Raw genomic sequence first — 19,702 nt, forward strand, 5'->3', positions numbered from 1 at the left:
CAAATTGCGACCAGATGAACCGCGGGCGCGTTTCAGTGTCATCACGCGTTAAGCCACGGCGCCCTAAGAAAAAAACCAATATAAAAATGAAGAAGGCATCTCCCCCATGAATAAATCTCGCCTGTCCTTTTCCGCGCGCGCCGTTTTGCTGGCGGCGACCGCGTCGCTCGCCTGGCCCGCGATGGCGGAAACAGGCGCGGTGTCCGAAAGCGCGGCGACGACGGCCGAACAGCCCGCCGATACGGCCCCGAGCGCTTCGGACGATCCCCAGGATGATTATGACGAGATCGACGGCGAAGAGATCGTCGTCACCGCGCCGCGGCTCGCCGGACAGCTCGACACCGAGATCAAGGCCGAGGCCGAACTCGATGAGGCGGCGATCGCGAGCTATGGCGTGTCGAACGTGTCCGAACTGCTCGACGCGCTTGCGCCGCAGACGCGCTCGGGCCGCGGGCGCGGCAGCGGTCGGCCGATCATCCTCGTCAACGGGCGCCGCGTCGGCGGTTTCGGCGAGGTGCGCAACCTGCCCCCCGAAGCCATCGCCAAGGTCGAGGTTTTCCCCGAAGAGGTCGCGCTCCAATATGGCTATTCGGCCGACGAGCGCGTCGTCAACCTCGTGCTCAAGCCCAATTTCCGCCAGATCGCGGTCGAGGCCGAGGGCGGCATTCCGACGCAGGGCGGGCTGTTCAAGAGCGAGATCCAGCCGAGCTTCCTCGCCATCGGCGACAATGGGCGCCTCAATGTCAACGCGGGTTGGGAACATGCGACGATGCTCCGCGAAAGCGAGCGGAGCCTGGGCTATGACGACCCCGCCCAGGCTGCGGAGGCCGCGGCGCGCAGCCTGCTGCCCGCGACCGACCAATATTCGATCGACGCGACGATCCAGCGCAGCCTGAACAAGGTCACCGACGCATCGATCAACGTGCGGTTCGACCAGACCGACAGCCTCTCTTTGCTCGGCCCCGGCGCTGGCGGCGTCACCGATCCACTCGAACGCGACAGCCGCAGCCAGAATCTGACCACGACCGCCAGCGTCAACGGGATGCTCGGCGACTGGCGCTGGTCGGTGTCGGGCAATTATGGCGATGCGGACCAGCGCACCTTCACCGAACGCGACACCGGCACGCGCGACCGTTTCGACAGCAGCCAGCAGAGTTTTGGCGCCAACGCCAATTTGTCGGGCACCGTGACCGAGGGCTGGGCGGGGCCGATCCGCCTGTCGATGACCGGCGGCTATTCGGGGCTGCGCTTCGACAGCCGCTCGGACCGTTCGGGCGACATCGTCACGACCGATCTCGCGCGCGACCTGCCGAGCGTGTTCGGTTCATTGACCGTGCCGCTGCTCGATCCCGAATATGAGGTCGGCAACATCGGCCGCGTCTCGCTGACGCTGAGTGGTCAGGTCCAGAACCCCAGCGATTTCGAGGCGCTCAAAAGCTGGGGCGCCAACCTCAACTGGGGCGTGACCGATAATCTGTCGCTGATCGCGAGCTTCAACAATGACGAGGCGGCGCCTGGCATCCAGCAGCTCGGTGCCGCGCCGCTGACGACCGACGGGGTCACCTATTACGACTTCTCGACCGGGCAGACGGTGCAGATCACGACGACGACGGGGGGCAACCCCTTCCTGCTCGCCGAGCAGCGCCGCGACCTCAAACTGGGGCTCAACTGGTCGCCGCCGATGGTCGAAGGGCTGAATGTCTCGATCAACTACAACCGCAACAAAAGCTATGACACCGCCAACGCATTTCCGCTGCTGACCCCCGAGATCGAGGCGGCGTTCCCCGATCGCGTGACGCGCGACGCGAACGGCGTGCTGATCGCGCTCGACCAGCGGCCGGTCAATTTCGATCGCGCCGAAAACTCGCAGATCCGCTGGGGCCTCAATTTCGGCAAGAGCTTTGGCCAACAGGAGGCCCGCGGTCCGGGCGCTGGCGGCGCGCGCGGCGAGGGTGCGGGCGCTGGTCGTCCGCGTGGGCCCGGAGCCGGTGGGCCGCGCATGGGCGGCCGCGGTGGCCGTGGCGGCGGCGGTCCGGGCGGGATGCTCGGCGGCGGTCCGCAGGGCGGGCGCTGGCAGGTGTCGCTCTACCACACCATCAAACTCACCGACAAAGTGCTGATCCGTCCGGGCGTTCCCGAGCTCGATCTGTTGAACGGGTCGGCGACCGGCAGCGGCGGCGGCAGCAACCGCCACCTCTTCGAACTCGACGGCGGGCTTTTCAACAAGGGGCTCGGCGTGCGCCTCGCCGCCAAATATGACAGCGGCAGCACCGTCACGGGCGGCACCGCAGGCGACCTCAAATTCGGCGACCTCGCGACCTTCAACCTCCGCTTCTTCGTCGATTTCAACCAGAAGCCGAAGCTGACCGAGGATTTGCCCTTCCTCAAGGGATCGCGCCTGCGCCTGTCGTTCGACAATATCTTCGACGCCCAGCGCAAGATCACCGACGCCAACGGCATCGTGCCGCTCAACTACCAGCCGGGCTATATCGACCCCTTGGGCCGCTATATCGAGCTCGAGTGGCGCAAGACGTTCTAGGCGGCGAGCCCGGCAGCGCCGATCGCGCCTTCGGGCGCCGGCTCGCTGGGGACGAAGGTCAGCGCTTTCGCGAACTGCGCGGTGCAGGACGACCAGCTATAGCGCGCACCCAGCGCCGCCGCGTCGGCGCGGTCGCATGCCAGCGCGGCGTCGATGGCGCGGTCGAGATCGCCATCGAGCGCGCCGGCGCCGTCCCTCAGGATGTCGCCGGGGCCGGGCACCGGATAGGCGGCGACGGGGGTGCCGCAGCTTAGTGCCTCAATGATAACAAGGCCGAAGGTGTCGGTCCGGCTGGGGAAGACGAAGACGTCGGCGCCCGAATAGGCCGAAGCGAGCGTTTCGCCGCCGAGTTTGCCGAGGAACAGCGCGTTCGGATGCTGGACTTTCAGTTCGGCGAGCGCGGGGCCGTCGCCGACGATGACTTTGGTGCCCGGGTGTTCGGTGGCCAGGAAAGCGCCGATATTCTTCTCGACCGCGACGCGGCCGACATAGAGCTGGATCGGGCGCGGCAGTTCGGCGAAGGCTGGATGTGGCGCGCGGTCGGGGCGGAACAGGTCGTGGTCGACGCCGCGCTCCCACATCATCGTCTGGCCAAGACCCTGCTCGGCGAGCTCGCGCGCGAGGCTGCGCGTCGCGACCATGATGTGGCGCGCCGGGCGGTGGAACCAGCGGATGAAGCGCCACACGAAAGCAGGCGACAGCGGCAATCGCGCCGCGACATATTCGGGAAAGCGCGTGTGATAGGCGGTGGTGAAGGGGAATTTGTTGCGCATGCACCAGCGCCGCGCCGCCATGCCGAGCGGGCCTTCGGTCGAGATATGGATTGCCTGCGGCGCGAACGCACGGATATGGCGCCCGACCCGGCGCCAGCCTGCCAGCGCGAGGCGGATTTCGGGATAGGAGGGGCAGGGGAACGAGCGGAAGAGGTCGGGCGAAACGATCCCGACCTCATGCCCCGCCGCGCGCAGTTCGCCGACTGTCGCCTGCAACGTGCGGACGACGCCGTTGACTTGCGGCTCCCACGCGTCGCTGACGATGAGGATCCTCATGCAGCGCGCGCCGGAGCGGGAAGGTCCAGCGGCGTCGGCGCCGCACGGCTCGCGACCTCCTCGGCCCAATGAAGGATTTCCATGCGTCCGTCATGATGCTCGACCAGCGCGGTGCAGCCTTCGACCCAGTCGCCGTCGTTATAATATTCGGTGCCCTCGATCTCGCGCATCTCGGCGCTATGGATGTGGCCGCACACCACGCCATCGACCCCGCGCGAGCGCGCGGCGTGGGCGACGACTTCTTCGTAGCGGCCGATGAACTGGACCGCGTTCTTGACCTTGTGCTTGGCGACCATCGACAGCGACCAATAGGGGAGGCCGAAGGCGCTGCGGATGCGGTTCACGACCACATTGCATTTCATCAGCGCGGTGTAGGCGGCGTCGCCGACGAAGGCGAGCCAGCGGTGCGCGAGCATCACCGCGTCGAACTCGTCGCCATGAACGACGAGCAGCTTGCGGCCGTCGGCGGTTTCGTGGATCGCCTCGCGGCGGATTTCGACGCCGCCGAAATCGAACCCGTCGAAGGGCTTGCACATCTCGTCATGGTTGCCGGGAACATAGACGACGCGTGTGCCGCGCTTGGCGCGCTTCAGCACGCGCCACACGACGTCATTATGCTCGGGCGGCCAGAAATGCCGTTTCTTGAGCCGCCAGCCGTCGATGATGTCGCCGACGAGGTACAGCGTCTCGCAATCGACATGGTCGAAGAAGTCGATCAGCATCGCGGCGTTGCACCCGCGTGTGCCGAGGTGGATGTCGCTGACCCACACCGTGCGATAGCTCCGCCGCTCGCCGATCACCCGTTCCGGAACATGCGGATCGGTGGTGAAGGGGTCGGGAAAGCGGGCGGGGATGGGCAGGGTCGAAATCGATGCCATGTCACACTCCGAAAGCAGCCTTTAGCTGCCCCCGGCCTAGACAGGAGATTTGTTACAGCGTGCGAATCAAAGCCGCGACAGTTTGAAGAAAGTTCGAAGGCGGTTGTGTGACGTTGCCTATTTGACACATGCCCGCGTTAACCACGATCCAATCAGGTTCGCCGGATCACCAGGTTCCTGATTTCGCTCATATCTTCCATCGCAAAACGCACACCCTCGCGGCCGAGCCCGCTGTCCTTCACCCCGCCATAGGGCATATTGTCGACGCGATAGCTCGACACGTCGTTGACGACGATACCGCCGACCTCGAGATGATCCCACGCCTCGAGCACCTTGTGCAGGTCGCGCGTGAAGAGGCCCGCCTGGAGGCCGAACTTGCTGTCGTTGACCTCGGCGAGCGCGGCTTCCCAGTCGGTGAATTTCGACAGGATAACGACGGGGCCAAAGGCTTCCTCGCGCACGACGTCGGTGTTGCCGGGGACGTTCTCGAGCAGCGTCGCTTCCATCATATTGCCCGCGCAGCCGCCGCCCGCGAGCAGGGTCGCGCCCGCGGCGACCGCATCGTCGATCCAGCCCTTCAGCCGCTGCGCTTCCTTGACCGAGATCATCGGGCCGATGAAGGTGTCGCGAAGTTTCGGATCGCCCGATTTCAGCGTCTTGACCTTCGCGGCGAGCAGGTCGCGGAACCGGTCGTAAATCTCCTCATGGATGATCACGCGCTGGACATGGATGCAGCTTTGCCCCGACTGATAATAGCCGCCGAAGATGATGCGCGCGAGCGCGTGGTCGAGGTCGGCATCCTTGTCGACCACCACCGCGGCATTGCCGCCGAGTTCGAGCACGACCTTCTTCTTGCCCGCCTTGGCCTTCAGTTCCCACCCGACGCCAGGCGAGCCTGTAAAGGACAGCAGCTTCAGCCGCTCGTCGGTGGTGAACAGGTCGGCGCCGTCGCGGCTCGCGGGCAGGATCGAAAAGGCGCCTTCGGGCAATATGTCGCACTCGGCGAGCACCTCGCCCATGATGATCGCGCCCAGGGGCGTCATCGACGCGGGCTTCATGACGAAGGGACAGCCGACCGCGATTGCGGGTGCGATCTTGTGCGCGGCGAGATTCAAGGGGAAGTTGAAGGGCGAGATGAAGCTGCACGGCCCGATCGGCACGCGCTTCCACATCCCCATATAGCCCTTGGCGCGCGCCGAAATGTCGAGCGGCTGGATCTCGCCATAATTGCGCACCGCTTCCTCGGCGGCGATGCGGAAGGTGTCGATCAGGCGGCTGACCTCGCCCTCGCTATCGGCGATCGGTTTACCCGCCTCGATGCACAGCGCATAGGCAAGCTCGTCGAACCGCTCCTGAAAGCGCCCGACGCAATGGGTGAGCACGTCGCGCTTCTCGAAACTCGCGAGCCGCGCCATCGGCTCGGCGGCGCGAACCGCGCCGGCGATCGCTTCGTCGATCACGTCGGGGGTCGCGAGCGCGGTGCGGAACGCGACTTCGCCGGTGAACTTGTCGATCACCTTCAGGTCGGTGTTCGGCTGCACTGCCTTATTGTTGAGGTAGAGCGGATAGACGTCTTTGAGTTTCATCATTCTACTCCCCCCTCCCGTTTGCGGGAGGGGTTGGGGGTGGGCCAGCAACGGTGCGGTATGCCCACCCCGCTGCGACTAGCGAGCAAGCTCGCAAGTCTCGCTGCCCCTCCCGCTTGCGGGAGGGGAGTTGATGTTACAGCTCCTTCGACAGCCGCTTGATGTCGTTGTTCAAAATCTGGTCATTCTCCGAATAATCGACCGGGCAATCGATCAGGTGCACCCCCGGCGTGCTGATCGTATGCGCCAGCAACTCCTTCAGATGCGCGGCGCTTTCGACGCGGTGGCCGTGCGCGCCATAGCTTTCCGCATATTTGACGAAATCGGGGTTGCCATAGGTCAGCCCCCAATCCTTGAAGCCCATGTTCGCCTGTTTCCAGCGGATCATGCCATAGCTGTTGTCGTTGAGGATCAGGACGGTGATGTTGAGGCCGAGGCGGACCGCGGTCTCCATCTCCTGGCTGTTCATCATGAAGCCGCCATCGCCGCAGATCGCCATGACCTTGCGCCCCGGATAGACCATCGCCGACATCATCGCGCTGGGCAGCCCCGCGCCCATCGTCGCAAGCGCATTGTCGAGCAGCACGGTGTTCGGCTTGCACGCGGTATAGCCGCGCGCGAACCAGATCTTGTACACGCCATTGTCGAGGCAGATGATCCCGTCGTCGGGCATCGCGTCGCGGACCGACTGGACCAGATGCGGCGGGAAGATCGGGAAGCGTTCGTCCTTCGCCAGCGGCGCGGTATGGTCGACCTCGGCCTGGCGATAGGCGAGCAGGTGGTCGAATTTCCACCCGCCGTTGGGGACGATGTCCTCCTTCATCTGCCACACGGCATTGGCGATGTCGCCGATGACCTCGATATTCGGAAAATAGACCGGATCGACCTCGGCGGTCTTGCTCGACACATGGATCACGGTCGGGCCGCCGCGCTGCATGAAGAAGGGCGGCTTTTCGATCACGTCATGGCCGAGGTTGACAATGCAGTCCGACGCCTCGACCGCGCGGTGCACAAAATCGCCCGACGACAGCGCCGCGCAACCGAGGAATTTCGGGTGCCGCTCGTCGATCACGCCCTTGCCGAGCTGCGTCGTCAGGAAGGGGATGCCGGTCTTTTCGATGAACTGCAGCAGCATCCGGCCGGTCATCGTGCGATTGGCGCCGGCGCCGATGACGAGCACGGGCGAGGTCGCCTTTTCGAGCGCCTTCACCGCCTCGCGGATCGACTTCACATCGGCGTTCGGCCGGCGCGAATGGCTGCGCTTCAAGGGCGTCGAATCGGTATGCTCGTCGGCGATGTCCTCGGGCAGTTCGATATGCACCGCGCCGGGCTTTTCTTCTTCGGCGAGGCGAAAGGCCTCGCGCACGCGGCTCGGGATATTGTCCGACGATGCCATCTGGTGCGTATATTTGGTGATCGGCCCCATCATCGCGACGACGTCGAGGATCTGGAAGCGGCCCTGCTTCGATTTCTTGATCGGCTTTTGCCCGGTGATCATCATCATCGGCATGCCGCCCAGCTGCGCATAGGCCGCGGCGGTAACGAAGTTGGTCGCGCCGGGGCCGAGCGTCGCGAGGCACACCCCGGTCTTGCCGGTGTGGCGGCCATAGGTCGCGGCCATGAACCCCGCGCCCTGTTCGTGGCGGGTCAGGATCAGCTTGATCTTCTTCGAGCGCGACAGGCTGTCGAGGAAATCGAGATTTTCCTCGCCCGGAACGCCAAAAATATATTCGACGCCTTCTTCTTCCAGGCACTCGATGAACAGGTCGGATGCTTTTTTCATGCGTAGTCGCCCCCTCAGCCACGCATCATCATGATGCGGCCCCAAGCCCGTGCCGGCGACCCCTCAGCACAAATGTCGTTGCAGCGGCTCTCGTCGTCAGGCCGCGAGTCCCTGCTGCACCGGAAGGGTTTGTAACGAGGGGTAAAGCTGTTGTCACCCTGCGCGGCGCGGGCCGTATCCGATCAGCGCCGGTCGACCCACAGATCGCGGTCGAGGCGGCCCGAAACCTCGGAGCCAGCCGGGATTTCCGCGCTGCGGCCGGTGGAAATGAACGGCAAGACCAGAAAGGCGGCGGCGGTTGCCGCGGTATCGCCGCCATCCTTCTTGCCGCGGGCTTCCAGTGTGCCACTGACGCGGAGCGGGCCGCCGGGCAGTTCGGCGTAGAGCAATTGCACGTCGAGCTTGCCGGATCTCCCGAATGCACCGCGCTTTTCGGCGCGCGTCAACTGGGCGACGACGACGGTATCGACGGGTATCACGGTCACGCCGCCGACGATCACGGGCGTCGCGACCTTCAGGTGCAAAAGGTCGCCCTTTTCATTCTTCTTCGTCGAGATGGCGTCGAGGGTGACGAGGGCGATCAGCGTGCCCGACGGTACCAGGAGGCGCGAGGCAGCGCCCGCGGCGGGTTCGTCCGGTTCGTTGCCGACGGCCGGGCACGCCAGCGCCAGCCCGATCGCGGTTAGCAGCGCGCGCGCGGCCTTCACGGGATGGCCGGCTTCGGGCGCGGAATTTCGGTGTCCTGTTCGACGAATCCGGTCATCAGCTCGCCAGCCTTGATCTTGGCATTATTGCCTTTGGCGAACAGGCCGAGCGGTCCGAGCGCGAGGATGCCGAGCGCGGTCTCGGCGCCGCCGCTCGCGCCCTTGGCGGCATTGGTGCCGCTGATCGGCACGCGATACCCATTGACATCGACATAGAGAAGCCGCGCTTCCAGTGATCCGGACTTGCCGGCATTGCCGCTCTTCTTCGCGGCGAGCACTTCGCCCCACGCGGTTGTGCCGACGGGCAGGGCAAGGGTCCCGTCGACGAAGACCGGCTTGTCGACGCGCAGCCTGAACCGGTGTCCCTGTGTGTGGGTCTTCGTCGTCACCTCCGACACCACCATGAAATGAATCGGCGTGTCGCGTTTCAGGATTAGCGGAGCAACTGCCGGTTCGGCTGCGGTCGCCGGGGCAGGCTCTATCGCCGCGCCGGTTTCGACAACCGCCCCAGATTGCGTTGTTGCCGAAAGTAAAACAGCCATCGCTGCGCCAAATATCAACGCCATTTCTTGCCCCCTCTGACCCCATGCGACGTAGGCCATGAATAGGCGAAGTTGCCAAGCCAGAATCTTGTTGACCCGGTTGAAAATGAGAGGGAATTGTCGCGGACCAACAAGGGGGAGCTGACAATGAAATCCATCAAGATGATCACCGCCATCAGCATCGCCGCCATCGCGATTTCGACGCCGGCGATGGCGAAGAAAAAGGATGGCGCCCACGTCATGGTCAATGAGGAAATGGGCGTGCCCGTCTTCCCCCATGACATCACCGACAAGCCGTACAAGATTGTCGGCGTGGTGACCGCGGGCGTGCGCAAGGCGACGATCTTCAGCAAGGAGCCGTCGCAGAAGAAAATCTATGACGAGATTTGGGAGCGCGGTGAAAAGCTGGGCGCCGACGCGGTGATCGGCGCCAAATATGGCGACAGCCATGTCACCGCGCTGAGCTGGGGCAACACAAAGGCCGGCGGCGTCGCGATCAAGTTCCTGACCGCGGAGGAGATTGCGGCCGGGACGAAGAGCGATACGCTCGAGGGTTTCGACCCCGAGGCATGGACCGGCAAGACGAAGTAGACCGGTAATCAGTCATCCCGGCCTTCGCCGGGATGACGATAGGAAAAGCCGGCGGTAAGCCGTCCGGCTTTTAGTCGATGTCGAACAACCCCGCGAGCTGCTCGACCATCGTGCCGCCCAACTGCTCGGCGTCCATGATCGTCACCGCGCGGCTATAGTAGCGCGTCACATCGTGGCCGATGCCGATCGCGCACAGCTCGACCGGCGAGCGGTTCTCGATCCATTCGATCACCTGGCGCAGATGCTGGTCGAGATAGGCACCGTGGTTGACCGACAGCGTGCTGTCGTCGACCGGCGCGCCGTCGGAAATCACCATCAGGATCCGGCGTTCCTCGGGACGGCTGATGATGCGGCTGTGCGCCCACATCAGCGCCTCGCCGTCGATATTCTCTTTCAGCAGCCCCTCGCGCATCATCAGCCCGAGCGACTTGCGCGCGCGGCGATAGGGTTCGTCGGCGGGCTTGTAGATAATGTGGCGCAGGTCGTTGAGGCGGCCGGGGTGCGCCGGGCGCCCCGCGGCGAGCCAGTCCTCGCGGCTTTGCCCGCCCTTCCACGTCCGCGTCGTGAAGCCCAATATCTCGGTCTTCACGCCGCAGCGTTCGAGCGTGCGCGCGAGGATGTCGGCGCTGATCGCGGCGATACTGATCGGCCGCCCGCGCATCGACCCCGAATTGTCGATCAGCAGTGTGACGACGGTGTCGCGAAAATCGGTATCGCGCTCGATCTTGTAGCTCAGCGAATGACCGGGCGAGACGATGACGCGCGCAAGCCGCGCGGCGTCGAGCTGGCCTTCCTCCTGATCGAAATCCCACGCGCGATTCTGCTGCGCCATCAACCGGCGCTGGAGCCGGTTGGCGAGCTTGGTCACCGCGCCCTGCAGATGCTGCATCTGCTGGTCGAGATAGGCGCGCAGTCGCGTCAGCTCATCGGCATCGCACAGCTCGGTCGCGAGGATGATCTCGTCATGTTTTTCGGTGAAGCGCAGATAGTTGAAATCGGGAATGTCGCTCGGCAGGCGATTGGGCCGGACGGGCAGCATGCCCTCGTCACCTTCGCCGCCCATTTCGGGCTCGCCGTCGGCTTCCATTTCCTGCGCGTCGGGGTCGCTGTCGCCGTCGTCGGCCTGGTCGCCCGCCATCTCGGCGCGCGCGTCGACCTGGCTCTCGCCGCTGCCGCCGTCTTCGCTGTCCTGTTCTTCCTGGCTCTCTTCGGCCTCGGACTCATCCTCCTCGCCGCCGTCTTCGGACCCCTCTTCCATCGGCTCGTCGCCATAGATGAGGTCGAGATGGCGGAGGGCAAGCTTCGCGGTCTCGGCGAACGCGGCCTGGTCGTCGAGCAGCATCGAGAGCGCGGTCAAATCGCCGCCGGCTTCCTTCGAAATCCATTCGCGCACCAGCGACAGGCCGGTTTCGGTGCCCTGCGGCGCCTGTTCGCCGGTCAGCGCCTCGCGCAGCATCAGCTCGAGCGCGCTCGACACCGGTACTTCGTCGCGGTTCTGGGCGCGCGAAATCGGGTCGCTACGCATCCGCATCGCCAGGCTGGCGGCGAGGTTGCCGCGCATCCCGTTCATATGGCGCGCGCCGAGTGCCTCGATCCGTGCGCGCTCCATCGCGTCGAAGGCGGCGGCGGCAAGCGGCTCGGCGGGGCGCGCCGCGGCGTGCAATTTCTCGCTGTGATGCTTCATGCGCAGCGCATAGCTGTCGGCAAAACCGCGCGCCTCGGCAACCTGTTCCGCCGGAAGCGTGCGCGACGGGGTCGGCACCTTGATCGCCTTGCCGATCTGCGCGGGCGCATCGGCGGTGAAGCCGACCTCGACCTCGGCATCGCGCGTCACCGCGCGCGCGACGCTCGACAGCGCGGCCTTGAAATCGTCGAGGGGAGATTGGGCAGACATCGACTCGGCTCTAACCAGCTTTGGGTGTCGAAGAAATCCCTTTCATCGTCACCCCGGACTTGATCGGGGTGACGAAAGAGAGGGTAGGCAAGGCTATAGCTAAGCTCGCTTGACCTCGCATGGGCGTGGGAGCATTCGGCATCGCATGAACTCTCCCGCACTCTCCCCCATGAAAAAGCCCTGGATCGTCATCGCCTGCGCGGCTTTCATCGTCACCCTCGCGATGGGCGTGCGCCAGAGTTTCGGTCTGTTCCTGCCGCAGATGAGCGTCGACATCGGCATCAGCCGCTCGGACTTCGGGCTCGCGATGGCGCTCCAGAACCTGCTGTTCGGCCTCGTCCAGCCCTTCGTCGGCGCGCTCGCCGACAAGCATGGCGCGGGGCGCGTCGTGCTTGCGGGCGCGCTGCTCTATGCACTCGGGCTGATCGGCGCGGCGTTCGCGACCGATGCGATCGGGCTGCATATCAGCTTCGGGCTGCTGATCGGCATGGCGCAGTCGGCGACGACCTTTGTCGTCGTACTCGGCGCGGTGGGGCGCGTGGTCAGTCCCGAAAAACGCAGCAGCGCCTTCGGTATCGTCACCGCGGGCGGATCGCTCGGTCAGTTTCTCGTCGTGCCGCTGGCGTCGATGCTGCTCGGCAATATCGGCTATCACGAGACCTTGTGGATCATGGCGGGGCTCGTCGCGCTCTGCGGTCTGCTCGCGATCGGCGTCTCCGGCCGCACCGACACGCCGGGCACGCTGCAGGCTGAAGAGCAGACCGCCCGCGATGCGCTGCGCGAAGCGGCGACCCACCGCGGCTATTGGCTGCTCAACGCCGGCTTTTTCGTCTGCGGCTTCCACATCGCCTTCATCGCGACACACCTGCCGGCCTATCTCGACGACAAGGGGCTCGGCATCGAAATCGGCGCGCAGGTGCTCGCGCTCGTCGGACTGTTCAACATTCTTGGCTCGTATGTGTTCGGCCGCGCCGGCGATTTGCTGCGCCAGAAATATGTGCTGTCGGGGCTCTATGTCGCGCGCTCGGCGGTGATCGCGCTCTTCCTCTTCCTCCCGCTCAGCCACGCGAGCGCACTGGTGTTCGCGGGCGCGATGGGCTTCCTGTGGCTCGGCACCGTGCCGCTGACCAGCGGCATCGTCGGGCGCATTTTCGGCATCCGCTATCTCTCGATGCTCTATGGCATCGTGTTTTTGAGCCACCAGCTCGGCAGCTTCTTCGGCGCATGGATGGCGGGGCTGATCTTCGATGCGACCGGCAGCTATAATATCGCGTGGGGCTTTTCGATCGCGCTCGGTCTGTTTGCGGGGCTCGTCCATTTGCCGATCGCCGACGCGCCGGTCAAACGGCTGCAACCGGCATGAAGCTCGCGCGGCAGGACTGGGTGGCGCTCGCGCTGTTCGTCCTCGTCGCGATCGGCGGCCTGTGGCTGTGGACGGGCGAGGGGCCGGTCGTCTGGCTCACCAACTTCGCGATCATGTGCGGCTTCGGCTAAACCCCACTCAGTCCTCTTCGCCGCCCAACGTCCGGCTGCAGATCAGATTGTCGTCGGGCTTGGGATTGGCCGGATCGGGGAGCAGCCGGAACACATGGGCAAGGTGCGTGGCGGTGCGTTCGGGCCGCGTTCGCTTGCCTTGAGCGACATCGATGAAATCGCGGCATGCGACCGCGCTGCGCAGAAAATTGCCGTGCCCCGTCGCACTGCGCGAAACATCGGTGGTGTCGATCACGGTCAGCCCCGGAACCGCCGTCGCATAGCAACGGACCGGCAGCCCCTTTGCCTTGAGGTCGGCCGCCTCGAACGGATTGAAGCAATAGGGCGAGCCGAGGCGTGGATAGCCGTGCAGCGCGCGCGATGCGGCAAGCGCCTTGTCGGCGTGCGAGACGTAGACGGTGATCCGCCGGTCGCGCGCGACGCGATGCGCGGACAGCACCTCTTCCTCGATATCGCGTTCAAAAGTCTCGCGATCAATATCGGGCGAGGCAAGGATCACGTTCGAAATATTGCTGCTGTTGGCGCTGCTCGAGGTGCGGTCGACATAGGAAATCGCGGGAATGACCAGCCGCGCACCGAGCGAATGCGACACGATGACGATTTCTTTCACCCACGGCCGCTCGGCGAGTGTCTTCAGGAAATCGCGGAAATTGCGGACGTCGTGATACATGTTGGTCTCATCGACAGCATAGCTCAGCAAATCGCCCTGCGACGGCCAGCTATATTCGATCACCGGCCCGGCGAAGCCCGTCATGCGCGCGATTTGCGCGGCGTCATTCGAAGTCTTTTCGAACGTCTCGCGATAGCCATGGATATAGAGCAGGACGCGCCCCTGCCTTTTGTCGGTTTCGGCCTGCAGGGCGCTCCACCAGTCGGCGGAATCCTGGAACGCCATCGGCGTACGCAATTTCTTCTTCCCGGCGACCGTGGTTTCGTGCGGGGCGGCAAAGCGGCCATAGCGGATCCTGTCGCCGCGATGGCGCAGCAGGCTGATGGGGTCGGTGCGGCAGTCGGGCAGGCGGCTCGTCGCGAAGAACAAGGGCAGCGCCGCGCCGTCGACCACCGCGCCCGGCTGCGCGGTGCAGCGCGGATCGGCGACATAGGCGGCGTGGCGCACCTTCCCATAGTCGACCGCCGCGATGCTGCAGCCCGACAGCGGCACGATGGCTAGCGCCGCCAGCAGGCACTTGGTTCGCACGGCGCGCTTCATCTTTGAAAAGCCTGACACATCGCGCGACGCTGGCAGAGGAGGGGCGGCTTTGGAAGCCCGAAAATCACGCTTCCAAAGAGTGTTGATCAAGTAATACACTTCCCCTATCCCGAATCCATCGCGGTCGGTTTGGCCCCCAAAAATGGAGAAGCTTCGTGTCGGCATTTACCGCCCTGCTGTTGACGATGACCGTAGCCGCGCCGCCCGCCTATGCTCCGGCTTTCGATCCGGGCGCGCTGAAGGACGGGGTCGCTGGAACGCCGAACGAGACGCTGGTGCTCGGATCGCCGCACCTGTCGGGATTGCCCGATGGCTTCGCCCCTGAAAATCTCGAACCTTTGCTCGCGCGGCTGGCCGCATGGAAGCCGGCGATCATCACGATCGAGGGACTGTCGGGTCCCGATTGCGAACGGCTGATCCGCTACGCGCCGCTTTATCCGGGCGCGTCCGATTATTGCCGGGACCCGAGCGCGGCGCAGAAGGTCGTGGGGCTCGATATGGTCGCCGCGACGGTCGAGGCCGACAGGCTGCTCGGTGCCTGGCCCGCAGACCCCGCGCCCGCCGCCCGCCGCCGGCTCGCGGCGCTTTTTCTCGCGGGCGGCGAACCCGCCTCGGCGCTTGTCCAATGGCTCCGGCTATCCGCAAGCGAACGGCGCGCGGGCGACGGTCTCGACGAAACGCTCGTCGCGATGCTGGGCAAGCTGACGACGCGCCGCAACGAAAATTTCCTGATCGGGTCGGCGCTCGCCGCGCGGCTGGGGCTCGAGCGCGTCCATGCCGTCGACGATCACAGCGCCGACGCGGCGACCGCCTCGCTCGACAAGGACCCTGGATACGGCGCGGCGATGCAGCGGATATGGGATAATCCGGTGGTGAAGGCGCGGCTCGCCGATGAAAAGGCAATCGAGGCGCGGCTCGACGGCGAAGGCATGCTGGCGCTCTATCGCTTCTATAACCGGCCCGCGACGACGCGCGTGGCGTATGACAGCGATTTCGGACCCGCGCTCGCCGATGCGACCCCGCAGAATTATGGACGCCGCTATGCAGGCTGGTGGGAAACGCGGAACCTGCGCATGGTCGCGAACATCCGTGCCGCGATGGCGACGCGGCCGGGCACGCGGACGCTCGCAATCGTCGGCGCCTCGCACAAGGGCTATTTCGAAGCCTATCTCGATATGATGCACGACGTCCGGCTGGTCGATGCCGAGAGCGTCTTGAAGTGACCGGTTATTTGCCGATCACACCCTCGGGCAGGTCCTCGCCGAACACGCGCTGATAATATTCGGCGACGATCATCCGCTCGGCTTCGTCGCATTTGTTGAGGAAGGTCAGGCGGAAGGCGAAGCCGAGGCTGTTGAAGATCGCGGCATTCTGCGCCCAACTGATCACCGTACGCGGCGACATCACGGTCGAGATGTCGCCGTTGATGAAGCCCTGGCGCGTCAGGTCGGCGACCTTGACCATATTGGCGACCGTTGTGTCGTCGGTGCCGGGAACCTTCGCCAGGACGATCGCGCTTTCGGTCGCGGCGGGCAGGTAATTCAGCGTGACGACGATGTTCCAGCGGTCCATCTGGCCCTGGTTGATTTGCTGGGTACCATGGTACAGTCCACTCGTGTCGCCGAGCCCGACGGTGTTGGCGGTCGAGAACAGCCGGAAATGCGGGTTCGGGCGGATGACGCGGTTCTGGTCGAGCAGAGTCAGCTTGCCCTCGGCCTCGAGCACGCGCTGGATCACGAACATCACGTCGGGGCGGCCGGCATCATATTCGTCGAAGACGAGCGCGGTCGGGGTCTGCAGCGCCCAGGGGAGCAGGCCTTCGCGGAACTCGGTGACCTGCTGCCCGTCCTTGAGCACGATCGCGTCGCGGCCGACAAGGTCGATACGGCTGATATGCGCGTCGAGGTTGACGCGGATGCACGGCCATTTGAGCCGCGCCGCGACCTGTTCGATGTGCGTCGACTTGCCGGTGCCATGATAGCCCTGCACCATCACGCGGCGATTGTGCTTGAACCCCGCGAGAATCGCGAGCGTCGTGTCGCCGTCGAAAACATAGGCGGGGTCGAGGTCGGGGACGCGCTCGTCGGCTTCGCTGAACGCGGGCACCTTCATGTCGACATCGACACCGAAAACCTCGCGCGCATCGATCTCGGTATCGGGCGCCGAAAGGAGCGTCGAGCCGTGGTGATCGGGAAGGCTGTTCGGAATATCGGTCATGATCGCGTCCATTTATGTTCGTCATGCTGAACTTGTTTCAGCATCCATGGCCCGACATCGCGGCCTTAGACCATGGACCCTGAAACAAGTTCAGGGTGACGAGGAAGAGGAATCGGCGCTGTACGGCCGACTGTCGAAGCGCGGTATCGTCATGGGTTGCGGCTTGCAACGCCTTTTCAGAGCAGCCCGAGCGCCCGCATCACCGCCGACTGGTCGTAATAGGGGCGTTCGCAGACGATCTTGTCGCTGCCCGCCGCGAATTCGAAACTCGCGGCCATACGAATGCGGAACGCCTTCCCGGTCGGCTCGATCGTGCGCAGCCCGAGCCGCAGCGGGCCGAGATGCGTGCCGGTCAGCCAGAATTCGACGAGCACCGTATCGGTTTCGGCATCGGCGGCGATCGCGATGACCTCGTTCGCCTGGTCGGGAAAGGGCTCGCGCGACGCGGAGAAATAAGACCGTACCGCCGTCTCGCCGTCAAAGATGGTGCCGGGGCCCATCAGTTCGTAGCGCGGACGCTCGAAAGTGGCGATGACGCCGTCCCAGTCGTGCGTGATTTCGAGCGCCATATGGCGGCGCACCACCTCGATCCGGGCTTCGTCGAGTTCGGTCATCGCGCGTCTCCTTATGCGAAAGCCTCTAAGCAAAGGCCTTTGTCTTGCGCAGCAACTGATAGGCCGCGACCACTTCGCCGAGCCGCGACTCGAAGCTGCGGTCGCCGCCGTTGCGGTCGGGATGATAGCGGCGGACAAGCTCGCTGTAACGCCGCCGTAGCGCCGCGCGGTCGGCGTCGGCGGGCAGGCCGAGCAACTGCATCGCGCCATGCTCTTCGCGCGTGAGGCCGGGGTTGGCCGCCTCGCGCCGCGCCTCGTCCATCCGCTGGCGAAAACGCGCGCCGAGCGCGTCGATCGGGTCCTTGAAATCGGCCCAGCGCGGCGGCAGGTCGGCGCTGCCCGCGGCGCGGAAAGCGCGGCTCTCGGTTTCCCAGCCAGCCGTCGGCGATTGCGCCGCCATGATCTGATCGGTGTTCATGCCCTCAAAGAAATTATAGCCCGCGTTGAATTCGCGGACATGGTCGAGGCACAGCCAGCGATATTGCGGCGGACCGTCGGGCGAGCGGGTCCACGACATCGGCGCGCGAAATTCGCCGCGCTCGCGGCATCCGGGCGCGGCGCAGGGTTCTTCGCGCGGGACGCGGCCATGGAATCGATTGGGGCGGGAAGCAGAAGGCAATGATCTCTTGTCCGTTTGTGCTGAGCTTGTCGAAGCACCGTATTTCCCTATTTAGGGATAAGGACGGCCCTTCGACAAGCTCAGGGCGAACGGAAATGAGGTTTCGCGATGACGAACGGACTGGTTCAGACAGAGATGGAAGGGTTGCTCACCGCCGCTTTCCCGGGAGCGAGCTTCATCCTGAGCAACGACAGCGCCAGCCATCATGGCCACACCGGCGACGACGGCAGCGGCGAATCGCATTTCAGCCTGGCTATCGAATGGGCGGGCTTTGCCGGTCTCAATCGCGTCGCGCGCCAGCGCGCAGTGAACAAGGCGCTCGGCGACCTGCCGGGCCAGCGCGTGCACGCGCTCGCGATCAAGGCGACTGCGCCGGGGGAATGACGATGCCCGACAAGGTGAACCTCGCCGACGCCTTCGCGACCTTCCACGATTACTGGAACCCGCGCGTCGCGGGCGACATCAACAATTTCCAGGTCAAGCTGGTGAAGTTCGACGGCAAGTTCGACTGGCATCATCATGAAACAGAGGACGAACTCTTCCTCGTCGTCGCTGGCCGGATGAAGATGGGCCTGCGCACCGGCGACGTGATCGTCGAACCCGGCGAGTTCATCATCGTGCCGCACGGCACCGAACATTGCCCCGAGGCGCTGGGCGGCGAATGCCAGGTGCTGCTGCTCGAACCGGGTTCGACACTCAACACCGGCAATGTCGAAACCGAAAAGACGCGTAAAACACTGGAAAGGCTCGATTGATGTTCGACATCATCACCCCCTCGACCCACGACCTCGGCGCCTTCGAAGTGCGCCGCACGCTGCCGAACAAGGCGCGGACGATGGTCGGCCCCTTCATCTTCGTCGACCAGTTCGGCCCGGCGCATTTCGACATCGGGCAGGGCATGGACGTGCGTCCGCACCCGCACATCAACCTGGCGACCGTCACCTATCTCTTCGAAGGCGCGATCGACCATCGCGACAGCCTGGGGACGCTCGCGACGATCCGCCCCGGCGCATGCAATCTGATGACCGCGGGCAGCGGGATCGTCCATTCGGAGCGCACCCCCGCGGCCGAGCGCGCGACCGGATCGGCGATCTCGGGAATGCAGACCTGGCTCGCTTTGCCCGACGGCAAGGAAGAGATCGACGCGGCGTTCGAACATGTCGCGAAGGACGATCTGCCGCTGATCGAGGACACGGGCGTGTCGGCGCGCATCATCATGGGCAGCCTGTGGGGCAAGACCTCGCCGATCACCCAGCACGCTGCGACCATCTATGCCGATATATTGATGATCGCCGGCGCGACGATCCCGATCGAGGCCGAGGCCGATGAGCGCGCGATCCTTGTCGCGCTCGGCGACGCGAGCCTCGATGGCGAGGCGCTCGATCGCTACAGCCTGTATATCCTCAAGCCCGGGCAGGCGATGACGCTGCGCGCCGACAGCGACGCGCGGGTGATGCTGCTCGGCGGCGAGGCATTCAAGACGCCGCGGCACGTGTGGTGGAATTTCGTGAGCTCGAGCCGCGACCGCATCAACCAGGCCAAGCATGACTGGAAGGAACGCAAATTCCCGCTAGTCCCCGGCGACAGCGAAGAATTCATCCCGATCCCCGAAGTGCCGAAAACGGTGAGCTACCCATGAAGGGATTTTTGCCGTTGGATATGGCGCGAATATCCGTCGTCAGCTTTCGAGCGATTGCAGGCTTTTAACTCCTTGTTACCCGGATAACTCCTCGGATGACGAAGGTCAGAAGACCGCTGTCCGCTCCCCAATCCAAAGCAGGGCATCGTCTTCAAATAAGTCTTTCCTACATTATCCGGCTGTGTCAGCCTTCATCCGGCTCTTTCATTTGGTGGATAAAGCGGTCGCTGCCCGGCTTGCCGATACAGCCACGGCGGGGCGTGCCGGGCGCGTCCAGCACGCCGCAAGGCCCCAATCGGGCGATGCACAGGGCTGACCTTTCCTGAACTTTGGAATGATTAGG

General features: G+C 64.7%; 19 protein-coding genes. 8 read left to right on the forward strand and 11 right to left on the reverse strand.

What is annotated here, in order from left to right; genetic code table 11:
- Positions 1-106: 106 nt before the first annotated feature.
- A complete protein-coding gene (locus tag V6M50_RS14780; RefSeq protein ID WP_332819328.1) occupies positions 107-2,539 on the forward strand; it encodes a TonB-dependent receptor plug domain-containing protein in 2,433 nt (810 codons plus the stop codon).
- Here the strand turns inward: V6M50_RS14780 and V6M50_RS14785 are convergent.
- The 6 genes from V6M50_RS14785 to V6M50_RS14810 all read right to left on the reverse strand — a co-directional run bounded on the left by V6M50_RS14785 (position 2,536) and on the right by V6M50_RS14810 (position 9,141).
- The gene (locus V6M50_RS14785; RefSeq protein ID WP_332819329.1) at positions 2,536-3,588 is read right to left on the reverse strand and encodes a glycosyltransferase family 4 protein; all 1,053 of its coding nucleotides are present in this window, start codon (positions 3,586-3,588) and stop codon (positions 2,536-2,538) included. The two genes, V6M50_RS14780 and V6M50_RS14785, sit on opposite strands and share 4 nt — an antisense overlap.
- Positions 3,585-4,466 carry a UDP-2,3-diacylglucosamine diphosphatase gene (locus V6M50_RS14790; protein WP_332819330.1) on the reverse strand — a complete coding sequence of 294 codons (882 nt, stop codon included), beginning with the start codon at positions 4,464-4,466 and terminating at the stop codon, positions 3,585-3,587. The genes V6M50_RS14785 and V6M50_RS14790 overlap by 4 nt, the downstream gene beginning before the upstream one ends.
- A gap of 152 nt (positions 4,467-4,618) precedes the next feature.
- Positions 4,619-6,055 carry an aldehyde dehydrogenase family protein gene (locus tag V6M50_RS14795; protein ID WP_332819331.1) on the reverse strand — a complete coding sequence of 479 codons (1,437 nt, stop codon included), beginning with the start codon at positions 6,053-6,055 and terminating at the stop codon, positions 4,619-4,621.
- 133 nt (positions 6,056-6,188) lie between these two features.
- Complete coding sequence (locus tag V6M50_RS14800) at positions 6,189-7,835, reverse strand: acetolactate synthase large subunit (RefSeq protein ID WP_332819332.1); 1,647 nt, start codon at positions 7,833-7,835, stop codon at positions 6,189-6,191.
- 182 nt (positions 7,836-8,017) lie between these two features.
- On the reverse strand, positions 8,018-8,542 hold the full coding sequence (locus V6M50_RS14805; RefSeq protein WP_332819333.1) for a hypothetical protein: 525 nt from the start codon (positions 8,540-8,542) through the stop codon (positions 8,018-8,020).
- Positions 8,539-9,141: a hypothetical protein gene (locus V6M50_RS14810; protein WP_332819334.1), complete on the reverse strand. Its 603-nt coding sequence runs from the start codon at positions 9,139-9,141 to the stop codon at positions 8,539-8,541. The genes V6M50_RS14805 and V6M50_RS14810 overlap by 4 nt, the downstream gene beginning before the upstream one ends.
- 87 nt (positions 9,142-9,228) lie before the next feature.
- On the opposite strand from V6M50_RS14810, the gene V6M50_RS14815 reads away from it, so the two are divergent.
- Complete coding sequence (locus V6M50_RS14815) at positions 9,229-9,672, forward strand: hypothetical protein (RefSeq protein WP_332819335.1); 444 nt, start codon at positions 9,229-9,231, stop codon at positions 9,670-9,672.
- Positions 9,673-9,742: 70 nt separating this feature from the next.
- Here the strand turns inward: V6M50_RS14815 and cobT are convergent, their stop codons facing one another.
- A complete protein-coding gene (gene cobT / locus V6M50_RS14820; RefSeq protein WP_332819336.1) occupies positions 9,743-11,566 on the reverse strand; it encodes a cobaltochelatase subunit CobT in 1,824 nt (607 codons plus the stop codon).
- Positions 11,567-11,735: 169 nt separating this feature from the next.
- Between cobT and V6M50_RS14825 the strand changes: the two genes are divergently transcribed.
- The gene (locus tag V6M50_RS14825; protein WP_332819337.1) at positions 11,736-12,929 is read left to right on the forward strand and encodes an MFS transporter; all 1,194 of its coding nucleotides are present in this window, start codon (positions 11,736-11,738) and stop codon (positions 12,927-12,929) included.
- A complete protein-coding gene (locus V6M50_RS14830; RefSeq protein ID WP_332819338.1) occupies positions 12,926-13,060 on the forward strand; it encodes a hypothetical protein in 135 nt (44 codons plus the stop codon). Before V6M50_RS14825 ends, V6M50_RS14830 begins: the two co-directional genes overlap by 4 nt.
- Before the next feature lie 7 nt (positions 13,061-13,067).
- Here V6M50_RS14830 and V6M50_RS14835 read toward each other — a convergent pair whose 3' ends face one another.
- The gene (locus tag V6M50_RS14835; protein ID WP_332819339.1) at positions 13,068-14,258 is read right to left on the reverse strand and encodes an alpha/beta hydrolase; all 1,191 of its coding nucleotides are present in this window, start codon (positions 14,256-14,258) and stop codon (positions 13,068-13,070) included.
- 167 nt (positions 14,259-14,425) lie between these two features.
- On the opposite strand from V6M50_RS14835, the gene V6M50_RS14840 reads away from it, so the two are divergent.
- Entirely contained in the window at positions 14,426-15,493 is a 1,068-nt protein-coding gene (locus tag V6M50_RS14840) for a DUF5694 domain-containing protein (RefSeq protein WP_332819340.1), read from the forward strand.
- 4 nt (positions 15,494-15,497) lie between these two features.
- Here V6M50_RS14840 and cobS read toward each other — a convergent pair whose 3' ends face one another.
- From cobS to V6M50_RS14855, 3 genes are all read right to left on the reverse strand, one after another.
- Entirely contained in the window at positions 15,498-16,487 is a 990-nt protein-coding gene (gene cobS / locus V6M50_RS14845) for a cobaltochelatase subunit CobS (protein ID WP_332819341.1), read from the reverse strand.
- 176 nt (positions 16,488-16,663) lie between these two features.
- Positions 16,664-17,101: an ester cyclase gene (locus V6M50_RS14850; RefSeq protein ID WP_332819342.1), complete on the reverse strand. Its 438-nt coding sequence runs from the start codon at positions 17,099-17,101 to the stop codon at positions 16,664-16,666.
- A gap of 25 nt (positions 17,102-17,126) precedes the next feature.
- Positions 17,127-17,618: a J domain-containing protein gene (locus tag V6M50_RS14855; protein WP_332819343.1), complete on the reverse strand. Its 492-nt coding sequence runs from the start codon at positions 17,616-17,618 to the stop codon at positions 17,127-17,129.
- Between the two features lie 210 nt (positions 17,619-17,828).
- Here V6M50_RS14855 and V6M50_RS14860 point away from each other — a divergent pair, with 210 nt between their 5' ends.
- From V6M50_RS14860 to V6M50_RS14870, 3 genes are read left to right on the forward strand one after another with little or no spacing between them, the layout of a single operon-like run.
- Positions 17,829-18,104 (forward strand): BolA family protein, encoded by a 276-nt coding sequence (locus V6M50_RS14860; protein WP_332819344.1) that lies wholly within the window; start codon positions 17,829-17,831, stop codon positions 18,102-18,104.
- Positions 18,101-18,475 carry a cupin domain-containing protein gene (locus tag V6M50_RS14865; protein ID WP_332819345.1) on the forward strand — a complete coding sequence of 125 codons (375 nt, stop codon included), beginning with the start codon at positions 18,101-18,103 and terminating at the stop codon, positions 18,473-18,475. The genes V6M50_RS14860 and V6M50_RS14865 overlap by 4 nt, the downstream gene beginning before the upstream one ends.
- Positions 18,475-19,359, forward strand: coding sequence for a pirin family protein (locus tag V6M50_RS14870; protein WP_332819346.1), 885 nt, complete (start codon positions 18,475-18,477; stop codon positions 19,357-19,359). Before V6M50_RS14865 ends, V6M50_RS14870 begins: the two co-directional genes overlap by 1 nt.
- Positions 19,360-19,702 lie beyond the last annotated feature (343 nt).

It is taken from the genome of Sphingopyxis sp. (assembly GCF_036675685.1).
GTDB lineage: Bacteria > Pseudomonadota > Alphaproteobacteria > Sphingomonadales > Sphingomonadaceae > Sphingopyxis.